The following is a 21,925-nucleotide window of genomic DNA, read 5'->3' on the forward strand; positions in this document are numbered from 1 at the left end:
AGCGGTCCCCGACGCAGGGATCCCCGAGGCAGGAGTGAAATGGCCGTCAATCTGGTCAATGTCGAGCAGGTCAGCAAGGTGTACGGCACCCGTGCCCTGCTCGACGGTGTATCCCTCGGGGTGTCCGAGGGCGACCGGATCGGCGTCGTCGGCCGTAACGGCGACGGCAAGACGACGCTCATCCGGATGCTCGCCAAGCTGGAGGAGGCGGACAGCGGCCGCGTCACCCACAACGGCGGGCTGCGCCTCGGTGTCCTCACCCAGCACGACTCGCTGGACCCGCAGGCCACCATCCGGCACGAGGTGATCGGCGACCTCGCCGACCACGAGTGGGCCGGCAGCGCCAAGATCCGCGACGTGCTGACCGGGCTCTTCGGCGGCCTCGCCCTCCCCGGCTTCGAACACGGCCTCGACACCGTCATCGCCCCGCTCTCCGGTGGCGAGCGCCGCCGGATCGCCCTGGCGAAGCTGCTCATCGCCGAGCAGGACCTGATCGTGCTCGACGAGCCGACCAACCACCTCGACGTCGAGGGCATCTCCTGGCTCGCCGGACACCTGCGGACCCGGCGCTCCGCGCTGGTCTGCGTCACCCACGACCGGTGGTTCCTGGACCAGGTCTGCACCCGCATGTGGGACGTCCAGCGGGGCACCGTCCACGAGTACGAGGGCGGCTACAGCGACTACGTCTTCGCGCGGGCCGAGCGGGAGCGGATCGCCGCGACCGAGGAGTCCAAGCGGCAGAACCTGATGCGCAAGGAGCTGGCCTGGCTGCGGCGCGGTGCTCCCGCCCGTACGTCCAAGCCGCGCTACCGCATCGAGGCGGCCAACGAGCTGATCGCCGACGTGCCGCCCCCGCGCGACACCAGCGAGCTGATGAAGTTCGCCAACGCCCGCCTCGGCAAGACCGTCTTCGACCTGGAGGACGTGACCGTCCAGGCCGGGCCCAAGACCCTGCTCACCCACCTCACCTGGCAGCTCGGTCCGGGCGACCGCATCGGCCTCGTCGGTGTCAACGGCGCCGGCAAGACCTCGCTGCTGCGGGCCCTCGCGGAGGCGTCCCGCAGCCAGGGCGACGTACAGCCCGCCGACGGGAAGATCGTCGTCGGCAAGACGGTCAAGCTCGCCTACCTCTCCCAGGAGGTCGCGGAGCTCGACAAGAACCTGCGCGTACTCGAAGCCGTCCAGCAGGTGCGCGACCGCGTCGACCTGGGCAAGGGCCGGGAGATGACGGCCGGGCAGCTCTGCGAGCAGTTCGGCTTCGCCAAGGAGAAGCAGTGGACCCCGGTCGGCGACCTCTCCGGTGGTGAGCGCAGGCGGCTCCAGATCCTGCGCCTGCTGATGGACGAGCCCAACGTCCTCTTCCTCGACGAGCCCACCAACGACCTGGACATCGAGACCCTGACCCAGCTGGAGGACCTCCTCGACGGCTGGCCCGGATCGATGATCGTGATCTCCCACGACCGGTTCTTCATCGAGCGGACCACCGACAAGGTCATGGCGCTCCTGGGCGACCGGGCGCTGCGGATGCTGCCGCGTGGCATCGACGAGTACATCGAGCGCCGGAAGCGCATGGAGGAGACGGCCACGCCCGCCTCCGCCGCTGCCGCCGCGCCCCGGGCCGCGGCGGCCGAGACCGCCTCGCCGCAGGCGACGCGCGCCGCGAAGAAGGAGCTGCAGAAGGTCGAGCGCCAGCTCGACAAGATGTCGACCCGGGAGACCACGCTGCACGCCCAGATCGCCGACAACGCCACCGACTTCGAGAAGGTCGCCAAGCTCGACGCCGAGCTGCGCGAACTGGTCGCGGAGCGGGACGTGCTGGAGATGCGCTGGCTTGAGCTGGCCGAGGACGCCTGAGGGACTGTCACGGAGCGGGTGGTAGAAAGTAGGGCCGCTCCGCAGGTGTGACCCGCGGAGCCATGTCCGCACGAGGGGGATCACCGATGACTCAGCCTTCCGGCCGGCCACCGCAGGAAGGCTTCGGGGCTCCGTACGACCCCCCGCCGGTCACCGCTCCGGGACCGTACGCCCAGCAGCCCGGTCCGTACGGGCAGCCCCCGCAGGGCGGTTACGGATTTCCGCCGCAACCCGGCCCGTACCCGCCGCACGCGGGGCCGTACGGGCAGCCGCCGCAGCCCGGCCCGCACGGGCAGCCGCCGACCGTCACCGCGCCGGGCGGGCCGGGCAGCGGCCGCTCCCAGCGCAGGACGCGTGTGGCCGTAGGGGCGGTGCTCGCGCTGGTACTGCTGACCGGCGGAGGGATCTGGCTCGCCACGGGCGGCGAAGGGGGTGGGCAGAAGAAGCCCGTCGTCGGCCCCGCACACGACAACGGGCAGCCGTCCCCCTCGCCCACGAGCGGCCAGGACGGCACGAGCGTCGCCGGGCCGACCGCGGCCGAACTCAACGCCGGGCGCGAGCCGGGCGAGGCGAAGGTGGAGTGGCTGACGGAGAACGGGGCAGACCTCCCGCCGTACGGGGAGGAGACCCACGGCCCCTGGTTCGCCGGGGACATCGTCGCCAAGGGCATGTACCGCACGGTGACCGGCTACGCGGTCGCCGACGGGGCCGAGAGGTGGAGCCTGCGACTGCCCACCGACCTGTGCGCCGCACCCTCCGCCCCCACCGCCGACGGAAAGGTCGTCGTCGGTCTGGAGGACGACGTCATGGAGACCGAGGCCACCTGCTCCGTCCTGCAGATGATCGACCTGCGCACCGGCAAGGCGGGCTGGAAGAAGACGGTCGACAGGTCCGGGATGCAGGACGGCCTGTCGCACGTGGCCATGTCGATCAGCGGGGACACCGTGACGTTCGGGCGGACCAGCTCCTCGGACGCCTTCCGGGTCAGTGACGGCAAGGAACTGTTCGGCAGGCGGAAGGAAGGCGTGTGCCAGCCCTTCGCGTTCACCGGCGGCACCCGCATGCTGGCGGCCGTCAGCTGCCAGCCGGAGCCCGCAGATCCCGTCCGCCAGCAGGTCCAGGAGGTCGACCCGGTCACCGGGACGCCGAAATGGACCTACGCCGTGGAGCCGGGCTGGTCGGTGACACACATCTTCACCGTGAGCCCGCCCGTCCTCTCGATCGCCAAGGACGACGAGTGGGCCGTCCTCGTCCTCGACGGGAACGGCGCCTACCGCTCCCGGATGGCGGGCGGTGACGAGGACTACGGCTTCCGGTGCGGCGAGGACTCCGTGCAGGAGGGCGGCAACCTGGACGGCTGCGCAGGGGTCACGGCGGACGCGAGCAGGTTCTACTTCTCGACGCAGCCCGATTCCACGGCGGAGGTGAAGACGAACAAGGTCGTCGCCTTCGCCCTGGCCACCGGCAAGCCGGTATGGAAGACGCCCTCGCCGGGCGGGCGTTTCATGATGCCGCTGCGCATGGAGGGCGGGAAGGTGGTGGTGCATGTGCAGGCCGCGTACCGCAAGAGCGGTGAGATCGGCGCGCTGGACCCTTCGACCGGGGCGTACACGACCCTGCTGAAACATCCGGAGTCGGCGGAGGACACCGAGAACTCCCTCTTCCTTCCGAAGGTCACCTACCGCGACGGGCGTTCCTTCCTCCTCCCGCAGCGAATCAGCGCGGAGGAGGACGAGGAGGAGAAGGCGGCGACGGCCGTGCTGGTCTACGGCGGGTAGGGCCCGGCCTGCGGGGATCCCGTGAAATCAGCCCCTTGCGGAACGAGTTGACGCAGCATCGGGAAACGGGCTCCGCACGGGCCCCGACCGGCGCATAACGGAGGCATCACAGCCCGGTTCTCCCTTGGGAACAGGGGGTGGACCGATCCGGTACCCGGCGTGGTGCGGGTGGTACAAAGAAGCCCCGCTCGACTGTCGCAACACCGCGGAAGCCATGCCCGATTCGCTCCTTTCCGGGGGGAATTCAGAGATCTCCTGCACCTGATCCTCTGAGCCCAGCGGAATCGCGGGGGAGACCGGAACGGGCACCGGCCCGCACGAAGGGGGACGTGCTGATGACCCAGCCGCCCAGCCAGCAACCGCCGCAGGGGGGCTTCGGGGCTCCGCAGGAACCGCAGGGCACTCCTCAGCCGCCGCCCCAGCCGCAGTCACCGCCGCCGGCTCCGCAGACGCCGCCCGCGCCTCCGCAGACGCCTCCCGCCGGTGCTCCGCAGACGCCGCCCGCGCCTCCGCAGACGCCTCCCGCCGGTGCTCCGCAGACGCCCCCGGCGCAGCCCGGCTACGGCTACCCGCAGGCACCCGGGACGCAGCCCGGCTACGGCTACCCCCAGGCCCCCGGACAGCAGGCCCCCGGCCCGTACGCCCAGCAGCCCGGCCCCTACGGCGCAACGGCCGGCCCGTACGCCCAGCAGCCCGGCCCGTACGCGCAGCAGCCCGGCCCCTACGGCCAGCCGGGCCCGTACGGACAGCAGCCCGGTTACGGCTACCCGCAGCAGCAGTACCCGGGTGCGCCCGTGCCCGGCGGCTCCGGCGGCGGCCCCTTCAAGGGCAAGCCCGCCGTCATCATCGGTGCGGCGCTCGCCGGTCTCCTCGTCGTCGGCGGAGGCATCTTCCTCCTGACGAGCGGCGGCGACGACGGCGAAAAGAAGCCCGTCGCGAAGTCCAGCAGCGGCGCCGTCGACCCGAGCGCCTCTCCCAGCGTCGACCAGGGCGACGGCAAGGGGGACGGCCGCGAGGCCGACGACGACCTCAACGCCGGGCGCAAGGCGGGCGAGGCGAAGGTCCTCTGGCTGACGAAGAACGACATCGACCTGCCGCGCAACGGCGCAGGGGTGCACGGCCCGTGGATCGTCGGCGACACCCTCGTCAAGGGCATGTACCGCTCGGTGACCGGCTATTCGGTGGCCGACGGCAAGAAGAAGTGGGACCTGCCCCTGCCCGCGGACATCTGCTCGGCACCCGGGACGCCCACCGCCGACGGCAAGATCGTCATCGGTGTGAAGAACGGCACCACCGACCGTGCCGACTGCTCCGACCTCCAGATGATCGACCTCAACACCGGCAAGGCCGGCTGGAAGAAGTCGGTCAAGAAGAACGGCACCTGGGACATGATGACGGACATCGGTCTCGCGATCAGCGGCGACACCGTCACCGTCGGCCGCACCGGCAACTCCAACGCCTACCGGGTCAGCGACGGCAAGGACCTGTTCGGCAAGCCGTCGGGCAACTGCCAGCCCTTCGCCTTCGCGGGCGGACCCAAGCTGATCGCCGCGGCCGCCTGCCGCACCGACGACGTCGACAACCCGCAGCACCAGATCCAGGAGATCGACCCGACCACGGGGAAGGCCAAGTGGACCTACCAGCCCAAGCGCGGCTGGGAGGTCGAGAAGGTCTACTCGGTGAGCCCGCTCGTCGTCTCGCTGACCCAGCGCGAGGAGAAGAAGTGGGGCATCATCGCGCTCAAGGAGAACGGGACGCTCCGCTCCCAGCTGATCAGTGACAAGGGGGACAACCCCGCCGTCGACTGCGGCAACGACTTCGGCATCTTCGGCGAGAAGCTCGAAGGATGCACCGGCGTCGCCGCCGACGCCAACACCCTCTACATGATGACCGCGGACGACACCAGCGGCACCTCCCGCACCAACAAGGTCCTGGCGTTCGACCTGAACACCGGCAAGACCAAGTGGAAGTCCGCGGCCCCCGCCGAGCGCACCATGAAGCCGCTGCGGATGGAGGGCGGCGACGTCCTGGTCTACCTGGAGCCCACGTACGACAAGGGCGGGGCGGTCGCGACGATCGCGGCCACCGGAGGAGCGCCCAAGGTGCTGCTCCAGCACCCGGCCTCGACAAGCGGGATCGAGAACTTCTTCTCGTCCAGGACCCTCTACGCGGGGGGCCGCTCCTTCGTCGTCAGCGACCGCGTCTCCGCGAGCAACGACGAGGAGGAGAAGGAGCAGACGACCATGATGGCCTTCGGCAAGTAACGGCCGACGACGGCCAGAGCAGCTCCCCCCTTCCCCCCCCCTCGGACTCCGCAGAGGTACGTACGCCATGAGCCAGCCGCCCCAGCCGCCGCAGCCGCCCAACGAACCGCCCCAGGGCGGATTCGGCGCCCCGCAGGACCCGCCGCCCGGCGGATTCGGCGCGCCCACCCCGCCGCCCGCCGACCCCTTCGGGAAGCAGCCCCCCGCAGCACCGCCGACCCCGCCGGCCGGCGGCTACGGCAGCCCGCCCATCCCCCCGGCCGGCGGCTACGGCAGCCCGCCGCCTCCGCCCCCCGGTGGGTACGGCGCCCCGCAGGGGCCCCCGCCCGGACAGCCGCCGCACAACCCCGCGTACGGCTACCCGCAGGCGCCGCCCCCCGGGCAGCCGCCGGCCCAGCCCGGATACGGCTTCCCGCAGGGGCCGCCCGGACAGCCCGGCATGCCTCCGCAGCAGGGATACGGCTACCCGACCGCCCCGATGCACCCGCAGTACGCCGCACCCGGGCCGGGCGGCGGCAAGAAGTTCGACACCCGGATGCAGATCATCGTCGCCGCGGTGGTCGCCGTGCTGCTGATCGTCGGCGGCGGGATCGTCTACTCCTCCAGCAGTGGTGACGACGGCGGCAAGCAGGACGACGTCGCCTCGGCCGGAACCGAGGGCGGCGAGGGCAAGGGCGGAGAGGGCGGCGGCCTGGCCGGAGGCGCCGAGAAGGCGCCGTCCGACACCAAGTCCAAGGTCGGCTTCCAGCTCCCCCACCCGAAGGTCACCGACACCACCGTCGTCGACGGATCCTGGGTCACCGACAAGGCGTACGTGAAGACCGGCGTCTACGAGATCGTCGGCTACGACCTCGACAAGGGCACCAAGCTCTGGTCGATCCCGCTCGAGGGCCAGGTCTGCGCCGCGTCCCGGCACATGAGCAAGGACTACAAGACGGCCATCGCCTTCCAGGAGGGCAAGCCCAGCGCCGCGGACAAGTACCCGTCCTGCAACCAGGTCGGCGCGCTCGACCTGGCCACCGGCAAGCTGATGTGGAGCAAGTCCGTCACCTCGGCGTCCAGCGGTGACGAGCCCGTCCGGTTCAACGAGGTCACCCTCAGCGGCTCCACGGTCGCCGCGGGCGGCACCAGCGGCGGGGCCGCCTTCAACCTGGCGAACGGCGCCGAGCTCTGGAAGCCGAAGACGGACACCAACAACTGCTACGACATGGGCTACGGCGGCGGCGACGCCCTCGCGGTGGTCCGCAAGTGCGGCAGCTACGACGATCCGCAGCTCACTGTCCAGGCGCTGAACCCGACCACGGGTGCACCGCTCTCCTCGTTCACCATGCCCGCCGGCGTCGAGTACGCGAGCATCGTGTCCACCAAGCCGCTCGTCGTCGCGGCCGACGTCGGCGACACCGCCGGCGACGGCAGCAGCATCTCGGACTTCTTCTCCATCGACGCGGCCACCGGCAAGCTCATCGTCAGGATCTCGGCCGACGCGGACAAGTACGCCGCGGACTGCGGCTCCACCGAGGTCGAGAAGTGCACCTCCCTGGCGGTCGGCAACAACAAGATCTACGTGCCGACCGAGGAGCACGAGGGCGGCGGCGAGTACGGCGACACCAACGAGATCGTCGCCTTCGACCTCACCACCGGCAAGCTCGTCGGCGGCAGGGCGGACGCGGGCGACCGCTACACGCTGACCCCGCTGCGCATGGACGGCTCCAACCTCATCGCGTACAAGCGGCCCCCGTACGACAAGGGCGGCCAGATCGTCTCCATCGACGGCTCGACCTTCAAGGAGACGGTGCTGATGGTCAACCCGGACGACGAGGCGGTGCGCGAGGCGGAGACCAGCTTCTCCATCGACTACGCCGAGTTCATCTACGAGAAGGGCCGGCTGTTCATCTCCGAGCAGATGATCAGTGAGCCGAGCAAGTCCTCCTCGCTGGACGACAAGCAGTACCTCGTCGTCTCCTTCCGTACGGGCTGACCCCCGGCCCGTGCCCGGGCGAACAGTGACGGCCCTGCCGGTTGATCATCAGACCGGCAGGGCCGGTCGTTTTCTGACGGGCACGTAGGCAAGTAGCCCTGAATGACTCAGAATTCGGCACTCTGGGGGGCTTCTGCCCGGGAGAGGGCGCGCAGCGTCGAACAAGCGTGTAACTTGCCGGGTCAGAGGGGCCGGGGGGCCATTTCAGGGTTACGCAGCGACACAGCGCTGTACACATGGGGGCATTTCCGATGGGCGTGCGGCTCATGGTGGTCGATGACCACCGTCTGCTCGCCGAGGCACTCGCCTCGGCACTGAAACTGCGGGGGCACCGCGTGCTCGCGGCGGCCGCGCCGACGTCCGGTGCTGCGGAACTGGTCGTCAGCAGGGCGCCCGAGGTCTGCCTGTTCGGCACGGCGGCACCCGCCGAGCCCGGCGTGTTCGACCCGATCGTCCGGATCGGGCGCGAGCGTCCGCAGGTGGCCGTGGTGGTGCTCGGCCCGGTGCCGAGCCCGCGCGGCATCGCGGCGGCCTTCGCCGCGGGAGCGGCCGGCTACGTCCGGCACGACGAACGCATCGAGGGCGTCGAGCGCGCGATGATCAAGGCGCGCGCGGGGGAGGCGGCGATAGCCCCGCAGCTGCTGCGGGGCGCCTTCGCCGAACTGCTGCATCCGGCGGCCCAGCCGGACGACGAGGGGCAGCGGCTGCTGCGCATGCTGACCCCGCGTGAGGTCGAGGTGCTGGTGCGGGTCGCCGAGGGCGAGGACACCCGGCTGATCGCGGCCGGCATGGGGATCGCGCCGAGCACCGCGCGCACGCATGTGCAGCGGGTGCTGATGAAGCTCGGCGTCGGCTCCCGGCTGGAGGCCGCCGCGCTCGCCGCCCGGACCGGGCTCCTGGACCGGGCGGGAACGCCGCGGGGGCCGGACGGTCCCGCGTGAACGCGTGATCGTCCGGCCCCCGCGGGGTACCGGTCAGCTCTCCGGCGTACCGGGCGCCGTGTCCGGCACCTGCGCCGGGCGCAGCTTCATCCAGATGAGGAAGAACAGCCCGAGCGCCAGCATGGCCAGGCCGGTCCAGAGGTTGATGTGGACGCCCTCGGCCTTCTTCAGGTCGGCGTCGGACGGGTTGATGCCGGCGATGGTGACGATCACTCCGTAGACCACGAAGAGACCGCCGATGATCCGCCGGATGTCGAAGAGCCGGGCCGCGGTCGCGGACGTGCGCTCCAGCTCGGAGACTTCCTTGTGTGCTTCGTGTGCGTCGGACATGGTGAGTGCCTCCGATCAGAGCGAGTAGGGCAGGTAGCACAGGGTGGCGAGGACGATCGCGCCCCAGCCGAGCAGGGCGGGCTTGCGGTACCACGCGCTGTCGCCCTCGTCCGGCACCTCCTCGGAGTCCGGTGCCTCCGTCCCGTAGACCAGACCGGCCAGTTCGGCCTCCGGCTTGGGAGCGGTGAAGAGGGTGACGGCGACCATGACGACCGCGCCGGCGACGAATCCGACGATCGCGGAGACGAAGTTGGCGCCCTGGTCGGACGGGATGTCGATGATGCCCTGCTTGTAGATGACGAAGTAGTTCACCATCGCGGCCGTGGTGCCCGCCAGCAGGCCCCAGACGCCCGACTTCATCGAGGCGCGCTTCCAGAACATGCCGATGATGAAGACGACGAACAGCGGGACGTTGAAGAACGAGAACAGCGTCTGGAGGTACGTCATGATGTTGGAGAAGCTGGCGGCGATGAACGCGGTGCCGATCGAGGCCAGCACACCCACGGCGGTGATCAGCCGGCCGAAGCGCAGGTAGTACGCGTCGGGCTGGTCCTTCTTCACGTACCGCTGCCAGATGTCCGTGGTGAACACCGTGTTGAACGACGAGACGTTGGCGGCCATACCGGCCATGAACGCGGCCAGCAGACCGGTCACCGCGATGCCGAGCACACCGTTGGGCAGCAGCTCCTGCATCAGCAGCGGGATGGCGTCGTTGTACGTGAGGTCGGAGCCGGGCGTCCCGATCTTCGGCACCAGCACGGCCGCGACCAGGCCCGGGATCATCACGACGAAGACGATGAAGATCTTCGGGAAGGCGGCGATCAGCGGGGTGCGCTGGGCGGCCGAGAGGTTCTTCGCGGACAGGGCGCGCTGCACCTCGGCGAAGTTCGTCGTCCAGTAGCCGAAGGAGAGGACGAAGCCCAGGCCGAGGATGATCGTCAGCCAGTTGGCGCCCAGCGGGTTGGCGTCACCGATGCCCGTGCCGCCCCAGGCGGTCATGAAGTCCGCACCGTGCTGCTTCTCCAGGGAGCCGCTCAGCCCGTCCCAGCCACCGACGCGCTTGAGGCCCAGCAGGGTCAGCGGGATCAGCGCGGCGAGGATGACGAAGAACTGCAGCACCTCGTTGTAGATGGCGGAGGAGAGGCCGCCGATGGTGATGTAGACCAGCACGAAGAGGCCGGCGACCACGATCGCGACCCACTGCGGCCAGCCCAGCAGCGCCTCCACGACGATCGCGAGGGCGTAGAGGTTCACGCCCGCGATCAGGATCGCCGAGAAGGCGAAGAGTATGGAGCTCAGCAGGTGTGCCGACTTGTCGAAGCGGTGCAGCAGGAACTCCGGCACGGAGCGGACCTTCGACCGGTAGTAGAAGGGCATCATCACCAGGCCGAGGAAGACCATGGCGGGGATGGCGCCGATCCAGTACCAGTGGACGACCGCGACGCCGTACTGCGCGCCGGTCGCCGCCATGCCGAGGATCTCGGTCGCGCCGAGATTCGCCGCGACGAAGGCCAGACCGGTCACCCATGCGGGCAGTGACCGTCCGGAGAGGAAGAAGTCGAGACTCGTCTTCACACTGGCCCGGGCGGCGAAGCCGATGCCGAGCACCACGACGAAGTAGATCGCCAGGATTGTGTAATCGAGCCCGTTCGTGGGGAGCCGGAGCCCTTCGGCCAGATATTGCATGGGGGGTACTCGCTTCGTTGCGCGAACTGAACCTGTCGGAACCTACGCCTTTGTGTTCAGAAAATGAACAGCTTGAATGGCGTTCTTTGTTTGATCGTGATCGCGCGGGGCGGAATGTCCGGTTCTGGCGACCCTCGGTCACAGGGTGGCCACAGGATTCAGTGGCATTGACTGGCGTGTTGAGTTGTGATTTGTTATGTGCGGTTATGTTTGGGAGGGCGTCACATGGAGGAGCCTGGTGAAGAAGACGGTTACGACCCTCGCCGACGGCCGTGAGCTGATCTACTACGACTCCGCGGACGACACCGTCCGCGACGCCGTCGACACCCGGCCGCTGGACGCCGTGTCGACGTCCTCGGAGATCCGCCACGACCCGCTGCTCGGCGACTCGGTGGCCATCGCCTCGCACCGGCAGGGGCGCACCTACCACCCGCCGGCCGACGAGTGCCCGCTCTGCCCCTCGCAGGAGGGCCGCCTCAGCGAGATCCCCGACACCGGCTACGACGTCGCCGTCTTCGAGAACCGCTTCCCCTCCCTCGCCGGTGACTCCGGCCGCTGCGAGGTCGTCTGCTTCACCTCCGACCACGACGTGTCCTTCGCCGGCCTCACCGAGGACCAGGCCGCCCTGGTCCTGGAGGCATGGACCGACCGCACCGCCGACCTCGCCGAGCTCCCGCAGGTCACCCAGGTGTTCTGCTTCGAGAACCGGGGCGCCGAGATCGGCGTCACCCTCGGCCATCCGCACGGACAGATCTACGGCTACCCCTTCGTCACCCCGCGCACCGAGCAGATGCTCCGCTCCCTGGAGACCCACCGCGCGGAGACCGGCCGCAACCTCTTCGACGACGTCGTCGCGCGCGAGCTGGCCGACGGCGACCGGATCGTCCTGGAGGGCGAGCACTGGGTCGCCTTCGTGCCGTACGCCGCGCACTGGCCCTACGAGGTCCACCTCCACCCGCGCCGCCGCGTCCCCGACCTCCGGGAACTCGACGCGGGCGCGCGGACAGAGTTCCCACAGATCTATCTGGAACTCTTGAGGCGATTCGACCGGATCTTCGGCCCCGGCGAGCCGCCCACGCCGTACATCTCCGCCTGGCACCAGGCCCCCTTCCGGGTCGCCGGGCGGGAGGAGTTCGGACTGCACCTGGAGCTCTTCACCATCAGGCGGACCACCGGCAAGCTGAAGTTCCTCGCGGGCTCCGAGTCCGGCATGGGCGTCTTCATCAACGACGTGCCGCCGGAGGCCGCGGCCCAGCGACTGCGAGAGGTAGCGAGCGAGTGAGCAACACCGGCAAGAAGTACCTGGTGACGGGCGGCGCGGGATACGTCGGCAGCGTCGTCGCGGCACACCTGCTGGAGGCCGGTCACACCGTGACCGTCCTCGACGACCTGTCGACCGGCTTCCGCGAAGGCGTCCCCCAGGGCGCCGAGTTCATCGAGGGCCGCATCCAGGACGCCGCCACCTGGCTGGACCCCTCCTACGACGGGGTGCTGCACTTCGCGGCGTTCTCCCAGGTCGGCGAGTCCGTCGTCGACCCCGAGAAGTACTGGGTGAACAACGTCGGCGGCACCACCGCCCTCCTCGCCGCCATGCGTGACGCGGGCGTGCGCACCCTCGTCTTCTCCTCCACCGCGGCGACCTACGGCGAGCCGGTCTCCAGCCCCATCACGGAGTCCGACCCCACCGCGCCCACCAGCCCGTACGGCGCCTCCAAGCTCGCCGTCGACCACATGATCACCGGTGAGGCGGCCGCCCACGGCCTGGCCGCCGTCTCCCTGCGCTACTTCAACGTCGCCGGCGCGTACGGCAGCTGCGGCGAGCGCCACAGCCCCGAGTCCCACCTCATCCCGCTGGTCCTCCAGGTCGCCCTCGGGCAGCGCGAGTCGATCTCCGTGTACGGCGACGACTACCCGACCCCCGACGGCACCTGCGTACGCGACTACATCCACGTCGCCGACCTCGCCGAGGCCCACCTGCTGGCCCTGGAGACGGCCACCGCGGGCGAGCACCTCATCTGCAACCTCGGCAACGGCAACGGCTTCTCGGTGCGCGAGGTCATCGAGACCGTCCGCCGGGTCACCGGCCACCCGGTCCCCGAGACCGCGGCCCCCCGGCGCGGCGGCGACCCGGCCGTCCTCGTCGCCTCCGCCGCCACCGCCAGGGAGCGGCTGGGCTGGAAGCCGTCCCGCGCCGACCTGGCCGCCATCGTCGCCGACGCCTGGACGTTCGCCCGCCGAGAGGAGCCCACCGCACCATGACCGACAACGCCGAGCTCACCGCCTCGTTCACCGAGCTCTACGGGAGCGCGCCCGAAGGGATCTGGGCAGCACCCGGACGGGTGAACCTCATCGGTGAGTACACCGACTTCAACGACGGCTTCGTCATGCCGCTCGCCCTCCCGCACCACGCCCGCGCCGCCGTCGCCCGCCGCACCGACGGGCAGCTCCGCCTGCACTCCACCGACGTACCGGGCGGCGTCGTCTCGCTGCGCGTCGACGAGCTGACCCCGCACTCCGGCCACGGCTGGGCCGCCTACCCGGCCGGGGTCGTCTGGGCGCTCCGCGAGGCCGGGCATCCCGTCACGGGCGCCGACATCCAGCTCACCTCCACCGTCCCCGTCGGCGCCGGGCTCTCCTCGTCCGCCGCGCTCGAAGTCGTCACCGCCCTCGCGCTCAACGACCTCTTCGAACTGGGCCTCGGCGCACCGGAGATCGCGGTGCTCGGCCAGCGTGCCGAGAACGCCTTCGTCGGTGTCCCCTGCGGCGTCATGGACCAGATGGCCTCCGCCTGCGCCACCGAGGGGCACGCCCTGCACCTCGACACCCGCGACCTCACCGTGCGCCAGGTCCCCTTCGACCTGGCCTCGCACGGACTGCAGCTGCTCGTCGTCGACACCCGGGTCAAGCACGCCCTGGGCGACGGCGCGTACGCGGAGCGCCGGGCCGGCTGCGAGGCCGGAGCCCGGGCCCTCGGCATCGGCACCCTCCGCGACCTCCCGTACGAGGGCCTGGACGCCGCCCTGGAGACCCTCGCGGCGGCGGGCGAGGACGAGTCGGTCGTGCGCTACGTCCGCCATGTCGTGAGCGACAACCACCGGGTGGAGCAGGTCATCGCGCTGCTCGACGCGGGCGACGTGCGCGCGGCGGGCCCGGTGCTCGACGAGGGGCACCGCTCGCTCCGCGACGACCTGCGGGTCTCGTGCCCGGAGCTGGACCTCGTGGTCTCGGCCGCGCACACCGCCGGGGCGCTCGGGGCGAGGATGACCGGCGGCGGCTTCGGCGGCTCCGCGATCGTCCTGGTGGAGGAGGCGATGGCGGACACCGTCGCCAAGGCCGTCTCGGAGGCGTTCACCTCGGCCGGGTACGCCGCCCCAGGGGTCTTTCCCGCGGTTCCTTCGGCGGGGGCACGCCGGCTCGCTCCAGCTGCTTGACCAAGGTCAGTTCCGCGACACCGGGCGGGCAGTCCTCGACCGCGCCGACCACCTCGTACCCCTGCTTCCGGTAGAACTCCGGGGCCTGGAAGTCGCAGGTCTCCAGCCGGGAGCGGGTGCACGCCCGGTCGTCGCGGGCGAGGCGCTCCGCCTCGGTGAGGAGCCGCGCGCCGAGACCGAGGCCGCGGTGCCGGGCGTCGACCCGGAGCAGGTCCACATGGAGCCAGTGGGCCCAGGTCCGCCCGCTCAGTCCGCCGGCCGGCGTTCCCCGGCCGTCCAGGAGCCGGACCTCCAGCGGCACTTCGTGCGCGGCGGAGGTCGAATGCAGGGCGCGCAGCTCCGGTGATCCGTCCCGGTTGTCGTCGTGCAGCCGACGGCCCAGCAGAAGACGACGTTCCTTGTCCACTTCTGTCTCAAGACGGAACATGAACAACACCCTGAACACCTCGACCGGTCAGTTCTGCGAATCGCCTTCCGGCGCCCACCACCCCCCGTACGCTGATGCTCAGCACCGGTGGGGGCCGGTGCCGTTTCAGGGGACGAGACAGGTCGGACACGACGCCCGGAGCGGGTGACGGCCGGCACACGGCGGCGGCCGTGCGCCGGCGGTTCACCGGAGTGCTCCGGGCGTCGTGTCCGCAGGATCCGTCCCCGTCGGGGCCGGTCGTGAACGGGCGCCCCAGGGGTTCACACAGCATGGGGGTGTCTGTGGCTCGTATCCGGGTTCTGGTGGTCGACGACCACCGCATCTTTGCCGAGTCCCTCGCCGCGGCCCTCGCGGCCGAACCGGACGTCGACGTGTCCGCGGCGGGCAGCGGCCCGGCCGCGCTGCGCTGTCTGGAACGCGCGGCCGCCGAGGGGCGCCGTTACGACGTGATGCTGGTCGACGCCGAGCTGGGCGTCCTCGCCACGGGCGGCGCCCGGCCGGTCCCCGCGCCGCGCGGTGCACCGGACGACGGCGGCGGGGGCGGTCCGGTGGACGGCATCTCGCTGGTGGCCGGCGTCCGTTCGGGGCGCCCGCACATCCGCACGGTGGTGCTCGCAGAGAAGGACGACCCGCGCCGCGCGGCGATGGCGCTCCAGGCCGGCGCCTCGGGCTGGGTCGCCAAGGACTGTTCCCTGCAACGGCTGCTGACCGTCATCCGGGGGGTGCTGAGGGACGAGACGCACCTGCCGCCCGCCCTGCTCACCGGTGTGCTCCGGGAGCTGACAGCGGCCCGCAAGCACCGCACCGAGAGCGAGCAGCTCGTGGAGTCGCTGACGCCGCGCGAGCGTGAGGTGCTGCGCTGCATGGTGGCGGGCCTGGGCCGCAAGGCGGTCGCGGAGCGTCTCTTCCTGTCCCCGCACACGGTGCGGACGCACATGCAGAACGTGCTGGGGAAGCTGGGCGTGCACTCGACGCTGGCAGCCGTGGCGCTGGCCCGGCGGGCCGGGGTGGGCCCGGCCCCGCTATCCGGGGATGTTGTCGAACGGGGCGGTCAACTGGCGTAGCAGTCCGGCGAGTTCGGAGCGCTGCTGGCGTGAGAGCTCGCCGAGGATGGCCCGCTCCTGGTCGAGCAGGCCGGCCAGCGACTGGTCGGCCTTGTCGCGGCCCAGGTCGGTCAGCCGCACGAGGACACCGCGCCGGTCGCTCGGATCGGGGAGCCGCTCCACCAGGTTCTTCTTGGTCAGCCGGTCGATGCGGTTCGTCATGGTGCCCGAGGTGACCAGTGTCTGCGTGAGGAGCTGGCCGGGGGAGAGCTGGTACGGGGCGCCCGCGCGTCGCAGCGACGTCAGCACGTCGAACTCCCACGGCTCCAGCTGGTGCTCCGCGAAGGCGATCCTGCGGGCCCGGTCGAGATGCCTGGCCAGGCGGGAGACGCGGCTCAGGACCTCGAGTGGTTCCACGTCGAGGTCAGGGCGCTCGCGGCGCCACGCAGCGACCAGCCGGTCGACCTCGTCCTCCATGTCGATCAGTGTAGAGGGTCCCTCGACATGAAGTCTCTTGAATTCAAGTGTCTTGACATCAAGAGACTCGCCTGGTGATCCTGGACAGCATGACAGCACCCGTCTGGGACCCCGGCCAGTACCTCCGTCACGCCGGCCACCGCACCCGCCCCTTCCACGACCTCCTGGCCCGCATCGGACCCCTCCCGCACGAACCCGCACCCCGGATCGCCGACCTCGGCTGCGGCGCCGGAAACGTCACCACCGTCCTCGCCGACCGCTGGCCCGCCGCCCGCATCACCGGCTACGACAACTCCCCCCGGATGCTGGAGCGCGCCCGCACCCACGCCGGGCCCCTCCTCGACTTCGCCGAGGCGGACGCCGCCACCTGGGAACCCACCGAGACGTACGACCTCATCGTCTCCAACGCCCTGCTCCAGTGGGTCCCCGGACACACGGCCCGCCTCCCCCGCTGGCTCGACGCCCTCACCCCCGGCGGCACCCTCGCCTTCCAGGTGCCCGGCAACTTCGACGCCCCCAGCCACACCCTCATGCGCGAACTCGCCGAATCCCCCCGCTGGCGGACACGCCTCGGCGGTCTCCTGCGCCACGGCGACGCCGTCGACACCCCCACCGGCTACCTGGAACACCTCACCGCACCCGGACGCACCGTCGACGTCTGGGAGACCACCTACCTGCACCTGCTCCAGGGGGAGGACGCCGTCCTCGACTGGGTCAAGGGCACCGGCCTGCGCCCCGTCCTCACCGCCCTCGCCGACGACCCCCGGGCCCACGACGCCTTCCTCGGCGCCTACCGCGACCTGCTGCGCACCGCCTACCCGGCCGGCCCGCACGGCACGGTCTTCCCGTTCCGCCGGATCTTCGCCGTGGCGCGCACGGCGGGCTGAACGCCCGCGCCGGGCTCGCGGGCTGTCCAGGGCCGCCGGTGACAGGAGCACACGCCACCGCGCCGAGTGATCACGCACCGGCCGGGGCGGCTCAGTTCTTCCGGTGCCCTATCAGCCGCGGCTTCGACTCCAGGTTCTCCAGCCCGTGCCACGCCAGATTCACCAGATGGGCGGCGACCTCCGCCTTCCTCGGCTTCCGCACGTCCAGCCACCACTGACCCGTCAGCGCCACCATCCCGACCAGCGCCTGCGCGTACAGCGGCGCCAGCTTCGGGTCGAAGCCCCTCGCCTTGAACTCCAGGCCCAGGATGTCCTCGACCTGCGTGGCGATGTCACTGATCAGTGAGGCGAACGTGCCCGTGGACTGCGCGACCGGGGAATCACGCACCAGGATCCGGAAACCGTCCGTGTACGTCTCGATGTAGTCGAGCAGCGCGAACGCCGCCTGCTCCAGCAGCTCACGGGGGTGCCCCGCGGTGAGCGCCCCCGTCACCAGATCCAGCAGCTGGCGCATCTCACGGTCCACCACGACGGCGTACAGACCCTCCTTGCCGCCGAAGTGCTCGTACACCACCGGCTTGGAGACCCCGGCGCGCGCCGCGATCTCCTCCACCGAGGTGCCCTCGAAGCCCTTGTCGGCGAACAAGGTGCGGCCGATGTCCAGGAGCTGCTCGCGGCGCTCCTTGCCCGTCATGCGGACCCGCCGGGCCCTTCGCGTGGGGGCAGGCATGCTCTTCTCGCCGCTGGTGCTTCCGTCGGTCGCCACGTCGTCAATCATGCCGGGTCGGCGGCCGCGGCCTTGCGCCGGGCAGCGATACGCGACGCGTCGGGCCACCGCACGTCGTGCGCCCAGCCCAGCTTCTCGAACCAGCGGATCAGCCGGGCACTCGAATCGATCTGGCCCTTCAGCACCCCGTGCCGCGCGCTCGTCGGGTCCGCGTGGTGCAGGTTGTGCCAGGACTCGCCGCACGAGAGGACCGCCAGCCACCACACGTTCCCGGAGCGGTCACGCGACTTGAACGGCCGCTTGCCGACCGCGTGGCAGATCGAGTTGATCGACCACGTCACGTGGTGCAGGAGCGCGACCCGGACCAGCGAACCCCAGAAGAACCCGGTGAACGCACCCCACCACGACCACGTCACCAGACCGCCGACCAGCGGCGGAATCGCCAGCGACAGGATCGTGAAGCTGAGGAAGTGACGCGAGATCCCGCGGATCGCCGGGTCCCTGACCAGGTCCGGGGCGTACTTCTGCTGCGGCGTCTGCTCCTCGTTGAACATCCAGCCGATGTGGGCCCACCACAGGCCCTTCACCAGCGCAGGCAGGTTCTCACCGAACCGCCACGGCGAATGAGGATCGCCCTCGGCGTCCGAGAACCGGTGGTGCTTGCGGTGGTCGGCGACCCACCGCACGAGAGGGCCCTCCACCGCCATCGAACCGGCGACCGCCAGGGCGATACGGAGCGGACGCTTCGCCTTGAACGAGCCGTGCGTGAAGTAGCGGTGGAAACCGATCGTCACGCCGTGGCAGCCCCAGTAGTACATGAAGACCAGCAGGCCCAGATCGAGCCAGCTGACACCGCGGCCCCAGGCCAGCGGCACCGCCGCGACCAGGGCGGCGAACGGCACCACGATGAACAGCAGCAGGGCGATCTGTTCGATCGAACGTTTCTTGTCGCCGCCGAGCGTGGCGGAGGCGGCTGTGGAGTCGCCTGCCGCCGTCGGCAGGCCGTCGTCGATCACGTCGGGGCTGGTGGGCATTGGGGAGTCCCCTGTGAGGTGAGGAAATATGACGGAATGAGCGGGCTACGCTTCCGTAACCTACGGCAACGTAAGTATGGCAGCGAAAAGGCCCGCGACACGTGAACACCGACGGGGCAACCCTTGTGCGAGCGGCCCTCCAGCCCTCGTCTACCCCGGATCGGTCCCACCCCCGCAGGGCAACGAGCACGCCCGTCGTCAGGACACCTATCCTGGGGGCGTCGGACAGCGCGGTCCGCACTCTGCATATCCGGGGTGACCCGTCAGCACCGCGAGCGCCCCGGCCCCCCTGACAGACGTGCTCAACCACTGCAAGGAGCCGCACACTGTGAGCAGTGCCGACCAGACCCCCGCCGCCACCACCGAACTGCGGGCCGACATCCGCCGCCTAGGCGACCTCCTGGGCGAGACCCTCGTACGCCAGGAAGGCCAGGACCTCCTCGACCTCGTCGAACGCGTCCGCGCCCTGACCCGCGAGGACGGCGAGGCAGCTGCCGAGCTCCTCGGCGACACCGACCTGGAGACCGCCGCACAGCTCGTGCGCGCCTTCTCCACCTACTTCCACCTCGCCAACGTCACCGAGCAGGTCCACCGCGCCCACGAGATGCGCGACCGACGGGCCGCCGAAGGCGGGCTCCTCGCCCGCACCGCCGACCGCCTCAAGGACGCCGACCCCGAACACCTGCGCGAGACGGTCAAGAACCTCAACGTCCGGCCCGTCTTCACCGCACACCCCACCGAGGCCGCACGGCGCTCCGTGCTCAACAAGCTCCGCCGCATCGCCGAACTCCTCGAAACCCCCGTCATCGAGGCCGACCGCCGACGCCAGGACATCCGCCTGGCCGAGAACATCGACCTCATCTGGCAGACCGACGAACTCCGCGTCGTACGCCCGGAGCCCGCCGACGAGGCCCGCAACGCCATCTACTACCTCGACGAACTCCACGCCAACGCGGTGGGCGACGTCCTGGAGGACCTGGCCGCGGAACTGGAGCGCGTCGGCGTCGAACTGCCCGCCGGCACCCGCCCCCTCACCTTCGGCACCTGGATCGGCGGCGACCGCGACGGCAACCCCAACGTCACGCCCACCGTCACCTGGGACGTGCTCATCCTCCAGCACGAGCACGGCATCACCGACGCCCTCGAACTCGTCGACCAGCTGCGCGGACTGCTCTCCAACTCCATCCGCTACACCGGAGCCACCGACGAGCTCCTCACCTCGCTCCAGACCGACCTGGAGCTGCTCCCCGAGATCAGCCCCCGCTACAAGCGGCTGAACGCCGAGGAGCCCTACCGGCTCAAGGCCACCTGCGTCCGCCAGAAGCTCGTCAACACCCGCGAGCGCCTCGCCTCCGGCACCCCCCACCGCCCCGGCTGCGACTACCTCGGCACCGCCGAGCTCATCGCCGACCTGGTCCTCATCCAGACCTCCCTGCGCGCGCACCGCGGCGGACTCTTCGCCGACGGCCGCATGGACCGCACCATCCGCACGCTCACCGCGTTCGGCCTCCAGCTCGCCACCATGGACGTCCGCGAACACGCCGACGCCCACCACCACGCGCTCGGCCAGCTCTTCGACCGCCTCGGCGAGGAGTCCTGGCGCTACACCGACATGCCGCGCGACTACCGGCAGAAGCTCCTCGCCAAGGAACTGCGCTCCCGCCGCCCCCTCGCCCCCACCCCGGCCCCCCTGGACGCCGCGGGCGAGAAGACCCTCGGCGTCTTCCACACCATCAGCCAGGCCTTCGAACGCTTCGGCCCCGAAGTCATCGAGTCCTACATCATCTCGATGTGCCAGGGCGCCGACGACGTCTTCGCCGCAGCCGTCCTCGCCCGCGAGGCCGGCCTCCTCGACCTCCACGGCGGCTGGGCCAAGATCGGCATCGTGCCGCTCCTGGAGACCACCGACGAGCTCAAGGCCGCCGACGTCATCCTCGACGAGATGCTCGCCGACCCCTCCTACCGCCGCCTCGTCTCGCTCCGCGGCGACGTCCAGGAGGTCATGCTCGGCTACTCCGACTCCTCCAAGTTCGGCGGCATCACCACCTCCCAGTGGGAGATCCACCGCGCCCAGCGCCGGCTCCGCGACGTGGCCCACCGCTACGGCGTACGCCTGCGCCTCTTCCACGGCCGCGGCGGCACCGTCGGCCGCGGCGGCGGCCCCTCCCACGACGCGATCCTCGCGCAGCCCTGGGGCACCCTCGAGGGCGAGATCAAGGTGACCGAACAGGGCGAGGTCATCTCCGACAAGTACCTCATCCCCGCCCTCGCCCGCGAGAACCTGGAACTGACCGTCGCGGCCACCCTCCAGGCCTCCGCACTCCACACCGCACCCCGCCAGTCCGACGAAGCGCTCGCCCGCTGGGACGCGGCCATGGACACCGTCTCGGACGCCGCCCACGCGGCGTACCGCAAGCTGGTCGAGGACCCCGACCTGCCGACGTACTTCCTCGCCTCCACCCCGGTGGACCAGCTCGCCGACCTGCACCTGGGATCCCGGCCCTCCCGCCGCCCCGGCTCGGGCGTCTCGCTCGACGGCCTCCGCGCCATCCCGTGGGTCTTCGGCTGGACCCAGTCACGGCAGATCGTGCCCGGCTGGTTCGGCGTCGGATCCGGCCTCAAGGCCCTCCGCGAAGCCGGCCTCGGCACCGTCCTCGAAGAAATGCACGAGCAGTGGCACTTCTTCCGGAACTTCATCTCCAACGTCGAGATGACCCTGGCCAAGACCGACCTGCGCATCGCCCGGCACTACGTCGACACCCTCGTCCCCGACGAGCTCAAGCACGTCTTCGACGACATCGTCGCCGAGCACGAACTCACCGTGCAGGAAGTCCTCAAGGTCACCGGCGGCAAGGAACTCCTCGGCACCAGCCCGGTGCTCCAGCAGACCTTCGCCATCCGCGACGCCTACCTGGACCCGATCAGCTACCTCCAGGTCTCCCTGCTCGCCCGCCAGCGACAGGCAGCCGAACGCGGCGAGGAGCCCGACCCGCTGCTCGCACGGGCCCTCCTGCTCACCGTCAACGGTGTCGCAGCGGGCCTCCGCAACACGGGCTGACGCCCTGCGG

16 protein-coding genes and 1 pseudogene are annotated in these 21,925 nt (G+C 70.7%); 11 read left to right on the top strand and 6 right to left on the bottom strand.

Annotated elements, in window-relative coordinates; all coding sequences use genetic code 11:
• The first annotated feature begins 39 nt into the window (after positions 1-39).
• The 5 genes from ACFC51_RS23410 (at position 40) to ACFC51_RS23430 (ending at position 8,815) form a co-directional block, all read left to right on the top strand.
• Positions 40-1,854 (top strand): ABC-F family ATP-binding cassette domain-containing protein, encoded by a 1,815-nt coding sequence (locus tag ACFC51_RS23410; RefSeq protein WP_376530616.1) that lies wholly within the window; start codon positions 40-42, stop codon positions 1,852-1,854.
• A gap of 86 nt (positions 1,855-1,940) precedes the next feature.
• Positions 1,941-3,632 (top strand): PQQ-binding-like beta-propeller repeat protein, encoded by a 1,692-nt coding sequence (locus ACFC51_RS23415; protein WP_376530618.1) that lies wholly within the window; start codon positions 1,941-1,943, stop codon positions 3,630-3,632.
• A 335-nt stretch (positions 3,633-3,967) separates the two neighbouring features.
• Entirely contained in the window at positions 3,968-5,896 is a 1,929-nt protein-coding gene (locus ACFC51_RS23420; protein ID WP_376530620.1) for a PQQ-binding-like beta-propeller repeat protein, read from the top strand.
• A 67-nt stretch (positions 5,897-5,963) separates the two neighbouring features.
• Positions 5,964-7,874 (top strand): PQQ-binding-like beta-propeller repeat protein, encoded by a 1,911-nt coding sequence (locus ACFC51_RS23425; protein WP_376374114.1) that lies wholly within the window; start codon positions 5,964-5,966, stop codon positions 7,872-7,874.
• Positions 7,875-8,125: 251 nt separating this feature from the next.
• Positions 8,126-8,815, top strand: coding sequence for a LuxR C-terminal-related transcriptional regulator (locus ACFC51_RS23430; protein ID WP_376374147.1), 690 nt, complete (start codon positions 8,126-8,128; stop codon positions 8,813-8,815).
• A gap of 33 nt (positions 8,816-8,848) precedes the next feature.
• Here the strand turns inward: ACFC51_RS23430 and ACFC51_RS23435 are convergent, their stop codons facing one another.
• Both ACFC51_RS23435 and ACFC51_RS23440 read right to left on the bottom strand, forming a co-directional pair.
• The gene (locus ACFC51_RS23435) at positions 8,849-9,145 is read right to left on the bottom strand and encodes a hypothetical protein (protein WP_376374111.1); all 297 of its coding nucleotides are present in this window, start codon (positions 9,143-9,145) and stop codon (positions 8,849-8,851) included.
• Between the two features lie 15 nt (positions 9,146-9,160).
• A complete protein-coding gene (locus tag ACFC51_RS23440; protein ID WP_376530622.1) occupies positions 9,161-10,831 on the bottom strand; it encodes a sodium:solute symporter family protein in 1,671 nt (556 codons plus the stop codon).
• A gap of 238 nt (positions 10,832-11,069) precedes the next feature.
• Here ACFC51_RS23440 and galT point away from each other — a divergent pair, with 238 nt between their 5' ends.
• The 3 genes from galT to galK are packed head-to-tail and all read left to right on the top strand — an operon-like array spanning position 11,070 to position 14,262.
• On the top strand, positions 11,070-12,113 hold the full coding sequence (gene galT, locus ACFC51_RS23445; RefSeq protein WP_376374106.1) for a galactose-1-phosphate uridylyltransferase: 1,044 nt from the start codon (positions 11,070-11,072) through the stop codon (positions 12,111-12,113).
• Positions 12,110-13,090, top strand: a complete 981-nt coding sequence (gene galE, locus ACFC51_RS23450) for a UDP-glucose 4-epimerase GalE (protein WP_376374103.1) — start codon at positions 12,110-12,112, stop codon at positions 13,088-13,090. Before galT ends, galE begins: the two co-directional genes overlap by 4 nt.
• Positions 13,087-14,262: a galactokinase gene (gene galK / locus ACFC51_RS23455; RefSeq protein ID WP_376530625.1), complete on the top strand. Its 1,176-nt coding sequence runs from the start codon at positions 13,087-13,089 to the stop codon at positions 14,260-14,262. Before galE ends, galK begins: the two co-directional genes overlap by 4 nt.
• On the opposite strand, the pseudogene ACFC51_RS23460 reads toward galK, so the two are convergent.
• Positions 14,252-14,689, bottom strand: a pseudogene (locus ACFC51_RS23460) (GNAT family N-acetyltransferase); the annotation flags it as partial. The gene galK and the pseudogene ACFC51_RS23460 sit on opposite strands and share 11 nt — an antisense overlap.
• Before the next feature lie 269 nt (positions 14,690-14,958).
• Here ACFC51_RS23460 and ACFC51_RS23465 point away from each other — a divergent pair.
• Positions 14,959-15,753 (top strand): LuxR C-terminal-related transcriptional regulator, encoded by a 795-nt coding sequence (locus ACFC51_RS23465; RefSeq protein WP_376374098.1) that lies wholly within the window; start codon positions 14,959-14,961, stop codon positions 15,751-15,753.
• On the opposite strand, the gene ACFC51_RS23470 is transcribed toward ACFC51_RS23465, so the two are convergent.
• Positions 15,712-16,209: a MarR family winged helix-turn-helix transcriptional regulator gene (locus ACFC51_RS23470; protein ID WP_376374095.1), complete on the bottom strand. Its 498-nt coding sequence runs from the start codon at positions 16,207-16,209 to the stop codon at positions 15,712-15,714. The two genes, ACFC51_RS23465 and ACFC51_RS23470, sit on opposite strands and share 42 nt — an antisense overlap.
• 89 nt (positions 16,210-16,298) lie before the next feature.
• Here ACFC51_RS23470 and ACFC51_RS23475 point away from each other — a divergent pair, with 89 nt between their 5' ends.
• Positions 16,299-17,096 carry a trans-aconitate 2-methyltransferase gene (locus tag ACFC51_RS23475; protein ID WP_376530627.1) on the top strand — a complete coding sequence of 266 codons (798 nt, stop codon included), beginning with the start codon at positions 16,299-16,301 and terminating at the stop codon, positions 17,094-17,096.
• Positions 17,097-17,187: 91 nt separating this feature from the next.
• Here ACFC51_RS23475 and ACFC51_RS23480 read toward each other — a convergent pair whose 3' ends face one another.
• Both ACFC51_RS23480 and ACFC51_RS23485 read right to left on the bottom strand, forming a co-directional pair.
• The gene (locus ACFC51_RS23480) at positions 17,188-17,874 is read right to left on the bottom strand and encodes a TetR family transcriptional regulator (RefSeq protein ID WP_376374089.1); all 687 of its coding nucleotides are present in this window, start codon (positions 17,872-17,874) and stop codon (positions 17,188-17,190) included.
• Positions 17,871-18,857, bottom strand: a complete 987-nt coding sequence (locus ACFC51_RS23485) for an acyl-CoA desaturase (RefSeq protein ID WP_376374087.1) — start codon at positions 18,855-18,857, stop codon at positions 17,871-17,873. The genes ACFC51_RS23480 and ACFC51_RS23485 overlap by 4 nt, the downstream gene beginning before the upstream one ends.
• A 328-nt stretch (positions 18,858-19,185) precedes the next feature.
• Here ACFC51_RS23485 and ppc point away from each other — a divergent pair, with 328 nt between their 5' ends.
• Positions 19,186-21,915 (top strand): phosphoenolpyruvate carboxylase, encoded by a 2,730-nt coding sequence (gene ppc / locus ACFC51_RS23490; protein WP_376374084.1) that lies wholly within the window; start codon positions 19,186-19,188, stop codon positions 21,913-21,915.
• Positions 21,916-21,925: the final 10 nt, after the last annotated feature.

The sequence above is a fragment of the Streptomyces sp. NPDC055962 genome (assembly GCF_042270185.1).
Taxonomy (GTDB): Bacteria; Actinomycetota; Actinomycetes; order Streptomycetales; family Streptomycetaceae; genus Streptomyces.